General features: G+C 72.8%; 8 protein-coding genes. 5 read left to right on the plus strand and 3 right to left on the minus strand.

Annotation, left to right across the window (positions count from 1 at the left end):
• Nucleotides 1-5: 5 nt before the first annotated feature.
• Nucleotides 6-767, minus strand: a complete 762-nt coding sequence (locus tag FG385_RS28060; RefSeq protein WP_235022836.1) for an ABC transporter ATP-binding protein — start codon at nt 765-767, stop codon at nt 6-8.
• A 143-nt stretch (nt 768-910) separates the two neighbouring features.
• Between FG385_RS28060 and FG385_RS28065 the strand changes: the two genes are divergently transcribed.
• Nucleotides 911-2,020 carry a sensor histidine kinase gene (locus tag FG385_RS28065; protein WP_160148901.1) on the plus strand — a complete coding sequence of 370 codons (1,110 nt, stop codon included), beginning with the start codon at nt 911-913 and terminating at the stop codon, nt 2,018-2,020.
• Entirely contained in the window at nt 2,017-2,631 is a 615-nt protein-coding gene (locus FG385_RS28070) for a response regulator transcription factor (RefSeq protein WP_139099808.1), read from the plus strand. Before FG385_RS28065 ends, FG385_RS28070 begins: the two co-directional genes overlap by 4 nt.
• Before the next feature lie 23 nt (nt 2,632-2,654).
• On the opposite strand, the gene FG385_RS28075 is transcribed toward FG385_RS28070, so the two are convergent.
• Both FG385_RS28075 and FG385_RS28080 read right to left on the minus strand, forming a co-directional pair.
• Complete coding sequence (locus tag FG385_RS28075; protein ID WP_139099809.1) at nt 2,655-3,914, minus strand: hemolysin family protein; 1,260 nt, start codon at nt 3,912-3,914, stop codon at nt 2,655-2,657.
• Nucleotides 3,914-6,634: a cation-translocating P-type ATPase gene (locus tag FG385_RS28080; RefSeq protein WP_139099810.1), complete on the minus strand. Its 2,721-nt coding sequence runs from the start codon at nt 6,632-6,634 to the stop codon at nt 3,914-3,916. Before FG385_RS28080 ends, FG385_RS28075 begins: the two co-directional genes overlap by 1 nt.
• A gap of 134 nt (nt 6,635-6,768) precedes the next feature.
• Here FG385_RS28080 and FG385_RS28085 point away from each other — a divergent pair, with 134 nt between their 5' ends.
• The 3 genes from FG385_RS28085 to FG385_RS28095 are packed head-to-tail and all read left to right on the plus strand — an operon-like array spanning nt 6,769 to nt 9,211.
• Nucleotides 6,769-7,551 carry a universal stress protein gene (locus FG385_RS28085; protein ID WP_139099811.1) on the plus strand — a complete coding sequence of 261 codons (783 nt, stop codon included), beginning with the start codon at nt 6,769-6,771 and terminating at the stop codon, nt 7,549-7,551.
• 10 nt (nt 7,552-7,561) lie between these two features.
• A complete protein-coding gene (locus FG385_RS28090) occupies nt 7,562-8,038 on the plus strand; it encodes a cation:proton antiporter regulatory subunit (protein ID WP_235022837.1) in 477 nt (158 codons plus the stop codon).
• 3 nt (nt 8,039-8,041) lie between these two features.
• A complete protein-coding gene (locus FG385_RS28095; protein WP_139099813.1) occupies nt 8,042-9,211 on the plus strand; it encodes a cation:proton antiporter in 1,170 nt (389 codons plus the stop codon).
• The last annotated feature ends 339 nt before the right edge of the window (nt 9,212-9,550 follow it).

Here is a 9,550-nt window from a genome sequence, read left to right on the forward strand (position 1 = left end):
GCCGCTCACTTCCCCAACGACTTCAGCCGGTCCAGCACGCTTTCGGGGGTCGGCGCATGTTCCTCGCCGATCAGCTTCCCGTCGGCGAGGAACACGACGCGGTCGGCGTGTGACGCGGCGGCCGGGTCGTGCGTGACCATCACAATGGTCTGGCCGAGCCGCTGGACGCACAGCCGCAGGAAGGACAGGAGTTCGGCTCCGGCGCGGGAGTCCAGGTTCCCGGTCGGCTCGTCGGCGAAGACCACGTCCGGCCGCGTGATCAGCGCGCGTGCGCACGCGACCCGCTGCTGCTGGCCGCCGGACATCTGGCTGGGGGTGTGCCGTAGCCGCGGAGCGAGCCCGAGCGTGTCGATGACCGTGTCCCACCAGAGTTTGTCCGGCTTTCGCCGGGCGAGTTCCAGGGGCAGCCGGATATTCTGTTCCGCGGTCAGCGCGGGAAGCAGGTTGAACACCTGGAAGACGAACCCGACGCGGTCGCGGCGCAGGCGGGTCAGTTCCTTGTCGCGCAACCCGGTCAGTTCGGTCCCGCCGAGGCGCACCGATCCGGACGTCGCCTCATCCAGCCCGGCCAGGCAGTGCATGAGCGTCGATTTCCCGGAACCGGACGGACCCATGATCGCGGTGAACTCGCCCCCGGCGAACCCGATGCTGACACCGTCCAGCGCGCGGACGGCGGCCGGCCCGGACGAATACACCTTGACCAGGTCCGTGGCCACGACCGCCGGCCCCGGCCCGCGATCGGGCGACGGGAGTATGGGTACGGACAACGGTTCCTCCTTCACGACGAGGCAGCAGCTCGCCCGACGATAGGAATCCGGCCCGCGACCTCCCAGTAGGAAAAGTCACCACATCGCGGCCGGGCCACGATCGATGACAAATGTCATCGAGTGGCTCCAGTAGCCTTCCCATTGTGGACAGTCCGGCGGTGCTGCGGTGGGTGATGGGCGCGATCGGCCTGCTACCCCTCCTCGCGTTCCTCGCCGGGCTGATGGCGCTGGCGGCCAACGTGCTTCACGCGACTACCGTGCCGCTGAGCATCGCGCCGGCCGTGCTGACCGGTGTCGGCTTCACGTGGTTCTGGCTCGGCCCTGGCCGGCGGCGGGCCGCGCGGCCGCTCATCGTCCTGACCGCGCTGCTCACGCTCGCGGCCGTTGCCCTTCCCCAGGCGCCACTGGGCTTCTTCCTGTTGTGGGCCTACCCGCTCGTGCTGCTCGGCTTCACGCTCCGGTCCGGACGAGCCTTCCTGGCGCAGGCTGTGCTGTACCTGATCGCCGCGCTCGCGCTGGTCACCCGCCTGCCGCAGAACCCCAGCCCCTACTGGGCCCCCACGATGATCACGCTGCTCGTGCTCGTCGGCACGATCGCGGTGGCCATCGGCGAACTCCAGCGTGCCAACGTCGCGCTGCGCGCCGCGCACGCCGAGATCGAGCGCCTGGCGGTCGAGGAGGAACGGCAACGGTTCGCCCGCGACCTCCACGATCTGCTGGGGCATACGCTGTCGCTGATTCTGGTCAAACTCCAGGTGGCCAGAAAGTCGCTGCCCGACGGCATGCGAGCCGACCACGAACTGGCGGATCTGCAACGGCTGGCCCGCACGGCGCTGGACGACGTGCGCGAGGCGGTCGGCAGTTACCGCCAGCCGACGCTCCTCTCGGAACTGTCGGGAGCGCGGATCGCGGCCGACGCCGCCGGGATCCTGCTCGTCGTGGACAACCACGCCGGCCCGCTGCCCTCGGCGGTGGAAGCCGTGCTGGCGTGGGGACTGCGAGAAGCCGTGACGAACATGCTCAGGCACAGCGCCGCCTCCGAGTGCCGGATCAGCCTCACCAGCGACCAGCACCAGGCACACCTCGAAGTCACCGACAACGGCAACGGTGGCTCGCCGGAAGCCGAATCCGGGCTGCGCACCCTGCGTGAGCGCGTCGAGTCCGCCCGCGGCCGGCTCTGCGCCGGCAACCACGCGGGCGGCGGTTTCGCGGTAGGTGTCCACGTCCCCCTCGCCCCCGGCAGGCCGGCATGAACCAGCCGATCCGCGTGTTACTCGCCGACGACCAGCGCATGTTCCGCGAAGCGATCCGCGCGCTGCTGGAAATGGAAGGCGACATCACCGTCGCCGCCGAGGCCACCACCGGAGAGGAGGCCATCGAGGCGGCACTCGCGCACGATGTCGACGTCGCGCTGCTCGACATCGAAATGCCCGGCGGCGACGGCCTCACCGTGGCGAAGACGCTACGCCGGCGCGGCGCCCGCTGCCGCTGCCTGATCGTCACCACTTTCGGCCGCGCGGGGTACCTGCATCGCGCGCTGGACGCCGAAGTCGCGGGGTTCGTCGTCAAGGACGCCTCCGCCGCCGCCCTCGCGCAGGCGATCCGCAAATGCGCCGCCGGCCAGCGGGTGATCGACCCCGGCCTCGCCGCGGCCGCCCACCGCACCGGAAGCAGCCCGCTCAGCCCGCGCGAGCGAGAAGTGCTGCAAGCCACGACCAGCGGCGCCGCCATCGCCGAAATCGCCCGCACCCTCTACCTGTCCGAAGGCACCGTCCGCAACCGGATCTCCACCGCCATCACCAAACTCGGCGCGCGCAACCGCACCGACGCCGTGCGGATCGCCACCAGCAACGGCTGGCTCTGACACCGGCCCCGGTCTCGACGCGCTCACGCGACTCTCGCCGGGCAGACGCGGACCCCGGTGATGGCGTGGTGGTCGACGCCGGTGACCTCGATGGTCCACTCGCCGCACCGCACGCGGTCGCCGGGCTGTTGCGGGATGCGGCCGAGCGCGACGAGGACGAGGCCGGCGACCGTGACGTAGTCGCCGGGCGGCCGATCGGTGAGGCTGATCCCGAGGTCGGGCAGGTCGTGCACGCCGAACGTGCCGGGAAGGAGCACGGATCCGGCCGGTTCCCAGCGGACCCGGGTCTGTTCCTCGATCTCGCCGGTGATCTCGTCCAGCAGGTCCTGGCGCGTGACGATCCCCTCGACGGTCCCGCGCTCGGCCACGACGAGCGCGAACTTCTGCCGTTCGGCCTTGAACCGGTGCAGCGCTTCGGAGACTCGCAGCGTTTCCGGGAACAGCACCGGTGGGCGGCTCACGTCGCCGACTGCGCCGCTGTCGGCGAGCAGGTCACGCAGGTGCGCGACACCGACGACGTCGTCGAGGTGCCCGGTGGTCGAGACCGGGGCACGGGAATGGCCGGCGGCCACCAGCGCCGCCCTCGCCTCTGGGATGGGCGTGCCCGCGGTGAGCGTGACCACGGCGCGGCGCGGGACGAGGATGTCGCGCAGGCGGCGCTGCTGGATGTCCAGCGCGCCGGCGATGATCGCGCGCTGTTCGGGATGGAGACCGCGATGCCCCACCACGACTTCGCGGAGTTCGTCGCTGCTGGGCTGTTCGCGCCGGGGACCGGGAAGACCGCCGAACGCCCGGGCCGCCAGGTCGGTCGCCCCGCTCAGCGCCCATACGGCGGGCCGGGTCGCGACCGTGAGCGCGTGCAGCGGCCGGGCGGCGATCAGGGCCCACGGCTGGGCGTACTGCATCGCAAGCCGTTTGGGCGCCAGCTCACCGAACACCAGGGTCAGGAACGTCAGGGCGGCGGTCACCACCGCGATGGCCGCCGGTTCCGCGGCCCGGCCCAGGAATCCCAGCAGCGGGATCAGCGGCTGGGCCAGGGAAACCGCCGCCGTCGCCGAAGCCAGGAACCCGGACAGGGTGATGCCGAGCTGGATGGTCGCGAGGTACCGGGTCGGCTCGGCGACCAGGCGCAGCAGGGCCGACGCCGCCTTGGAGTCGCGGTGCTCCAGTTGCCGCAGCTGGCCTTCGCGCAGTGAGATCAGGGCGATCTCCGTGCCCGCGAACAGCGCGTTGAGCAGGATCAGGAGCCCGACCAGCGTCCCGGTGACCCAGATACTGTCCATTATGGACTCGTGGTGACCGGGGTGCGGCGCCGCCAGTACGCCTTGTGCGCCTCGACCGCGACCAGCAGCGTCACGGCGAGCGCGAGCAGGCTCGCCCAGTGCGTGAGGGACACCGGGTGCAGCCCGAGCACGGCCTGGGTGAAGGGCACGTGCATGGCGGCGATGTGCAGCAGTTGCGCGAACACCGTGCCGCCGACGAGCAGGAGGTTGCGGCGCGGGTCGTGGGTGAACGCCGACCGCAGCTCGGAGCGGGAGTTGAACACGTGCACGTTCTCGAACAGCACCATCAGCAGCACCACACTGTTGCGGGCGTCCTCGGCGCTCCAGCCCGCCGCGAGCAGCCACCGGTAGACCGCGAGGGTGACCCCGCCGATCACCGCGGCGGACAGCAGCACCCGTTCCACCATGATCCGGTTGAACACCGGTTCGCGCGGCGGTCGCGGGGGCCGGCGCATCTCGTCGCCCTCGCCGGGCTCGAACGCGAGCGCGACGTCCTGGATGCCGTTGGTGACGAGGTTGAGCCACAACAGCTGCACGGCCAGCAGCGGCAACGGCAGCCCCATGATCAGCGCGGTCAGTACCAGCACGAGCTCCCCCGCGCCGGTGGAGATGAGCAGCTGGATGACCTTGCGCACGTTGGCGTAGGCGCTGCGCCCCTCCTCGACACCGGCGGCGATGGAGCCGAACCTGTCGTCGGTGATGACGACTTCGGCCGCCTCGCGCGCGACGTCGGTGCCGGAGCGGCCCATCGCGACACCGACGTGGGCGTGGTGCAGGGCGGGGGCGTCGTTGGCGCCGTCACCGGTCACCGCCACGACGTGGCCTTGCCGGGTCAGGGAGGCGACGATGGCGTGTTTCTGCGCCGGTTCGACCCTGGCGAACACCCTCGCCCGGCTGGTCAGCGCGTCGATGCCGTCGTCGCCGGTGGTCTCGTGCAGCTGGGTTCCGGTGACGACGTCGCCGGGGTGTTCGGCCAGGCCGAGCCTGCGGGCGATGGCCAGCGCGGTGGCCGGATGGTCGCCGGTGATCATCACGACGGTGATCCCGGCGCGCTGGCAGCTCGCGACGGCGGCCGGGGAGTCCGCTCGCAGCGGGTCGCTCATCCCGGCCAGCCCGAGGAAGGTCATCCCGGTCAGCTGGTCGTGATCCAGGTCCTGGCCGGGACCGCCCTCGACGGTCCGCGCGGCCAGCGCGAGTACTCGTTCCCCGCTCGCGGCGAGCTGCTCGGCCGCCCGGCCGATCTGGTCGCGGTCGATCGGCCGCTCACCGTCCACAGTGGCCATGGTGGCGCACATGCCGAGCAGCCGTTCGGTGCTGCCCTTGACCACGATCCGGGCGGTGCGGGCGCCGACGGCGTGCAGGGTGGCGGCGTAGCCGTGCTCGGACTCGAACGGGATCGCAGCCAGCTGCGGTCTGCTGTCCAGCGCGACCGGGCGGGTGATGCCGAGCTTGTGCCCCAGCACCAGCAGCGCGACGTCCACCGCGTCCCCGCGGTGGACCCACCGCCCGTCGGTGGCGGCCAGCGTCGCCTCGTTGCACAGCACGCCGGCACGGGCCAGCCGCTCCGCGGCGGCGAGTTCGGCGTCCTCGTCCCCGCCCGGGAGCAGCACCGTGCCGGCCGGATCCGTGCCCACCCCGGTGACCTCCCACGGCGCGCATCCGGGCAGTGCGAGATGGGTGACGGTCAGCTCGTTCGCGGTCAGCGTGCCGGTCTTGTCCGAGGCCACCACGGTGCACGAGCCGAGCGACTCGATGGCCACCAGCCGCCGCACGATCACCTGCCGCCGGGCCATCCGGCGCACCGCCACCGCCAGCGCCACGGTCAGCGCGATCGGCAGCCCCTCCGGGATCGCCGACACCGCCAGCGCCACACCGACCAGCACCACCTCGTGCCAGGCGGTGCCACGGGCGAGTTCGATGCCCGCCATCGCGAGCGCGACGAGCCCGACCCCGATCCCGATCACGACGGTGAAGCGGCGCATCCTGGCCAGCAGTGGTGGCTCGGCCAGCGACGGCTCACGCAGCTGGCCCGCCAGCGCGCCCAGTTCGGTGCCCGCGCCGGTCGCGACGACCACGCCCCGGCCGCGGCCATAGCCGACCAGCGTACCCGCGTACGCCATCGTCGGCCGGTCCGCCAGCGGCGCCTCCCCGGCGACCTCCGCCCCGGCGCTCTTGTCGACCGGCAGCGACTCCCCCGTCAGCGGCGACTCGTCGACACGCAAGCTCTGGGAATCCAGCAACCGCACGTCGGCGGGCACCCGCATGCCCGACGTGAGCAGCACGACGTCGCCGAGGACCAGCTCACGGCCGTCGATCTCCACGACGTCCCCGTCACGCACCACGTCCGTCACGGTGGTCACCATCCGGCGCAACGCCTGCGCGCCACGTTCGGCGCCGTGCTCCTGCGCCGCGCCGATCACGGCGTTGAGCAGCAGCACCGCCGCGATGAACCCGGCATCCGCCCACTCGCCCAGCCAGGCGGACAGCCCGGCGGCGAACACCAGCACGTAGATCAACGGCGAGGCGAACTGCCGCAGGAACACCACCCACAGGCCGCGCCCCGCGGTTTCCGGGATCTCGTTGGGGCCCCACCGCTGCAGCCGCGCCGCGGCCTCGGCCCGGCTCAGACCGTCATGTGTGGACCCGACCGCGGCGGCCACCTCGGCCGCCGGGATCGCGTGCACGGCGCCGCGCGCGACCGCCGCTCGCGTCTCCGCCATGGCCGCATCCTCTGCGCCGCCCGGCCGGCACGGGTAGGGACCGAGGGCCCGGCGGGCATGGGCGTTCGACCCTGCCTGCCATCGGGCGCCTCCGGCGACAGTGGAGCGATCGACGCCCGATAGGAGGAGGCGAAATGGACCGGGTGATCGCCGGCTACGACAGTTCACCCCACGCCGGGAGCGCATTGGCCTGGGCGGCCGCGGAGGCTCGCCGGTGGCAGGCCGAACTGCATGTGCTGACCGTCGCCGACCCCCGCGCCCGAGCCGACGACCTGCGCGCGCACCTGCGCCCGGAGCTCGACCGGATCACCGGCGGGCTGCCCGCCGAGCACCATGTCGAGCACGGCGACGCCGCGGCCCGCCTCGTCGGCACCTGCACTGCCGACGACCTGCTCGTGATCGGTTCCCGGGGCCGCGGGCCACTGGCCGAGCGACTGCTGGGCTCGGTCAGCCACGCCTGCCTGCACACCGCGCGGTGCCCCGTGGTCATCGTGCGCGAGCAGCCGCGCCCGCCGCGCGGCGTGGTTCTGGCCGGGGTCGACGGATCCGCCGCCGCACGCCACGCACTGACCGTCGCGGCCGGCGAAGCCCGCCGCGGCGGCGCCGCTCTGCACGCCCTCCACGTCGTGTACTGGGAGCACCTCGGCGGCGAGTGGATCATCCCCACCGTCGACGATCTGGTGGGGTGGGGCAAGCAGCTGCTCGAGAAGGAACTGGCCGAAACCGGTGTGACGGCACTCCCCGAAGTGATCCACGGCTATCCGACCGACGTCCTCACCCGCCGCAGCGAGCACGCCGACCTGCTCGTGCTCGGCGCGCGCGGGCACAGCCCGCTGACCACCCTGCTGCTGGGCTCGACCGCCGATCACTGCGCTCGCCACGCCCGCTGCCCGATCATGATCGTCCCGGCCCGGTGACGCCGTGGAGGTGAACGAGGTACTCCTGCCCGGGGTCGGGCTCCGCTACGAGTTCGTCAACGCCGACGGTGACCGGATCGGCATCGTCGCCCGCCGAAGCGGCGACGTCGAACTGGTCGCCTACCGCGGCGACGACCCCGACGAATGCGAGCCGCTGTTCCGGCTGACCGCCGACGAAGCCGACGCGGTCGCCGAGATCCTCGGGGCACCCAGGATCGCCGAACGCTTCGCCGACCTCACCCGCGAGGTACCCGGCCTGGCCGCCGGCCAGATCACCGTCCCGGCCGCCTCGCCACACGCCGGGCAACCGCTGGCCCACACCAGGGCGCGGACCCGGACCGGCGCCTCGATCGTCGCCATCGTCCGCGGCGAGCACGTCATCGCCTCGCCCACCCCCGCCGAGGTCCTCCACCCCGGCGACGTCCTCGTCGTGATCGGCACCGACACCGGTATCGCCAGCGTGCGGGACCTCATCAGCCAGGGCTGAGCCGTGCACACCCCGCTGACGTTCCTCCTGGAACTGGGCGTCATCCTCGTACTCCTGAGCGGGCTCGGCGCCCTCGCCCGTCGCGCCGGCATCCCCCCGATCCCGCTCTACCTGATCGCCGGCGTCGCCCTCGGCGACGGTCGCCTGGCGCCGATCCCCGCGGCGGGCGAGTTCGTCCAGGCGGGAGCGGCGATCGGCGTGGTCCTGCTCCTGCTCACCCTCGGCCTGGAGTTCACCACCGCCGAGTTCACCCACAGCCTGCGCCGCCACGTGCCCTCCGCGATCCTCGACCTCGGCCTCAACGCCGCGCCCGGCGCGCTCGCCGGCTGGCTGCTCGGGCTGAACGCCGTCGGCGTCGTCGCCCTCGCCGGCGCCACCTGGATCTCCTCCTCCGGAATCATCGCCCGCCTGCTGGGCGACCTGCGGCGGCTGGGCAACCGGGAAACACCCGCCGTGCTCGCCGTCCTCGTCATCGAAGACTTCGCGATGGCGGTTTACCTGCCGGTGCTCGCCGTCCTCGCCGCCGGCGGCACCTGGTGGCAGGCCACGCTGGGCGTCCTCGCCGCGATCGGCACCGTCGGCGCCGCGCTGGCCGCCTCACACCGCTGGGGCCACCACGCCAGCCGGTGGCTGGCCCACCCCGACCCCGAACAGCTGATGCTCCGGGTCCTCGGCACCACCCTCGTCGTCGCCGCGCTCGCCGAACTCGTCAACATCTCCGCCGCCGTCGGCGCTTTCCTCGTCGGCCTCACCCTCACCGGCGACGCCGCCGAGCGCACCCGCGCCGTCCTCGCCCCGCTCCGGGACCTGTTCGCCGCCGCCTTCTTCCTCTCCATCGGCCTGGCCGTCAACCTCAGCGACCTCGTCCCCGCCCTGCCGGCGGCCCTGGCACTCGCCGCCGCCGGGATCGCCACGAAGATCTACACGGGCCGCCGGGCCGCCGCCCGGGACGGCGCGGGACGCCGGGGCCGCATCCGTGCCGGCACCGCACTCATCGCCCGAGGGGAGTTCTCCATCGTCATCATCGGGCTCGTCGGGACCCAGCACCCCGTGCTCACCCCCCTCGTCACCGCCTACGTCCTCCTGCTCGCCACCACCGGACCACTCATCGCCAGGTGGGCCGGCCGGCCAAGGAGCGCCGCCGTCCCCGCGGCCGGACCGACCCGCCCGTGACGGCGCGGGGAAAGCGCCAAGGGCTGCCCGCGGGCGATCCGGCCAGGACGACCGTGCGCGGGTGGCCTGCCGGTTTGCTTCGGGCCGATCTTTGCGGCATCTTTGCGGTCGGCGCGCCGCCCCCGGGTTCCGGGGCCGGGCCGGTCGGCGATGGCGGGAGTGCGGTGGCGGTGGCGATGGTGTTGTCGCGGCGCGAGCAGGCGACCACGGCATGGTTCGGGCGTCCGGTGGTCGACGTGCCGCTGTCCGGCGCTGGGGCGCTGTGATGAGCACCGTGGTGGCGGTTGTGGTGTTTGTGGTGGCTTATCTGTTGATCGCGTCTGAGCGGGTCCCGAAGAT

It is taken from the genome of Amycolatopsis alkalitolerans (assembly GCF_006152065.1).
Classification (GTDB): domain Bacteria; phylum Actinomycetota; class Actinomycetes; order Mycobacteriales; family Pseudonocardiaceae; genus Amycolatopsis_E; species Amycolatopsis_E alkalitolerans.